1 protein-coding gene is annotated in these 1,854 nt (G+C 48.4%); it reads left to right on the top strand.

From position 1 onward, the window contains the following. Positions 1-94 precede the first annotated feature (94 nt). The gene (locus tag PH256_RS15135) at positions 95-1,669 is read left to right on the top strand and encodes an IS1182 family transposase (RefSeq protein ID WP_270914819.1); all 1,575 of its coding nucleotides are present in this window, start codon (positions 95-97) and stop codon (positions 1,667-1,669) included. The last annotated feature ends 185 nt before the right edge of the window (positions 1,670-1,854 follow it).

Below are 1,854 nucleotides of genomic sequence, written 5' to 3'. Positions count from 1 at the left end.
GGGGCTGTTGCAAAATAGCCTAAAATGAAAAAAATGAGATAGACTTCCCCGAAAGGGTTGCCTATCTCATTTTTTGTTGTAGTCTGAAACTGCAATGAACCAAACACAACAAAAAGAGTATAGCAGAAAGGCGGCGCAGTATCAACAGTTAGCGCTGCCAATCACACAAAATATTGAAATAGCGGAAGATGAACCCGTATTTGTAGCCAACGCCCAGCTTGAGGAACTGGATTACAGGAAACTGTACAAAGCGTATTCGCCCAAAGGGAGAAAATCGGCAGCAGAACCACGGATCATGTTCAAGCTATTGGTGTACGGATACATGTGCGGAATCTACTCCACACGGAAGCTGGAGCAGGCCTGCCGTAAGAATATCGACTTCATCTGGTTGCTGCAGGGAGAGCGAGTACCGGATCATACTTCGTTTGCGCGTTTTCGCAGTGGCAAAGCGAAGGATGCCATTGAAGACCTGTTTTACCAGTTTGTTCGCCGGCTATGGGAGGAAGAGGAGATTGAATACGAGGAAGTATTCATCGACGGAACCAAGATGGAAAGCATGGCGAACCGGTATACCTTTGTTTGGCGAAAGAGCGTAACCAGACAGCTGGCCAAGGTGAAAGAGAAAGCCAGGGAATTGTTTTACCAATACGGCGGAGAGGGCCACCTGACTGTCGGCAAGCTGCAAGCCCTTGCAAAGAGCCTTGTGCCCGAAGGAGGAGAGATGGTACACGGGACAGGCAGAAGAAAACCGTTCTGGCAGCGGCAATACGAAGAAATTGACCGGCTGGTGGTGCGCTGGAAGAAATACGAAAGGCAGCTGTTTGAGATGGGTTGCCACAGGAACAGCCTTTCCAAGACGGACAAGGATGCCACCTTCATGCGGATGAAAGAGGACCACATGGGAAATGGTCAGCTCAAGCCCGCATACAATGTGCAGCTGGCAGTAAACAGCGAATATATTACCGGTGTGGCAGCTTTCTCCAATTGCACAGACAGCGGAACGCTCATCCCATTCCTGAATCATATTCAGAGAATGCAAGGCCGCAGTTACCGGGACATTGTGGCAGATGCGGGCTACGAAAGCGTGGGCAACTATCTGTATCTTGCCTCTCGTGGACAGAACTGCTACATTAAGCCGACCAATTACCAAACCAGAAAAACGAGGAAATACTGTGAACAGCTCTGGCGCGCAGAAAACATGCGGTATCTGGAAGATGAAGACTGCTTTGTCTGCGCTGCGGGGAGAAAACTGCGCTTTTACAGATCCTGTTCACAGGAGAGCAACGGTGTAGTTACCACATACAATTATTACCAATGTGACCAGTGTACCGGATGTCCAGTTCGCAAGCAGTGTACCAAATCCCAAAATCCGGATTTTCGCAAAGAAGTGAAAATCTGCGAGGAGTTTGCCCAACACAGAGCGCAAGCCCACGAAAATCTGCTCACAGAGCGGGGCGTTCTTTTGCGCATGAATCGCTCCATTCAAGTTGAGGGTGCTTTCGGCGTATTAAAAAGCGACCGCCAGTTCAAACGCTTCCTTATGCGAGGGAAAACCAACATCTCTCTGGAACTGTTTTTGCTGTGTCTGGCCTTTGATCTGGACAAGTACTGCTCCAAATTGCGACAGGACAGACGGAAAACACATCTTTTTCCGCTCAAAAAAGAGTAGATATTTGTGACATCTGAAAAAACACAAAATGCCGGGCTTCCTCATTGCGGAAAGCTCAGCTTTGCTGCGCCTACTTAAGATGATTTGGAGACTATTTCTCCTAAAATTCTTGAAAAAGTCTCTTCCGATCCTGCTTTTCACAAAAAGTGGGGGCTGTTGCTCAACTTCCGTTTTGCAACAGCCCC

The sequence above is a fragment of the Allofournierella sp. CML151 genome (assembly GCF_027853465.1).
GTDB lineage: Bacteria > Bacillota > Clostridia > Oscillospirales > Ruminococcaceae > Allofournierella.
Note: the sequence above shows the minus strand (reverse complement) of the source record. Positions and strands in the feature narration are given on the sequence as shown.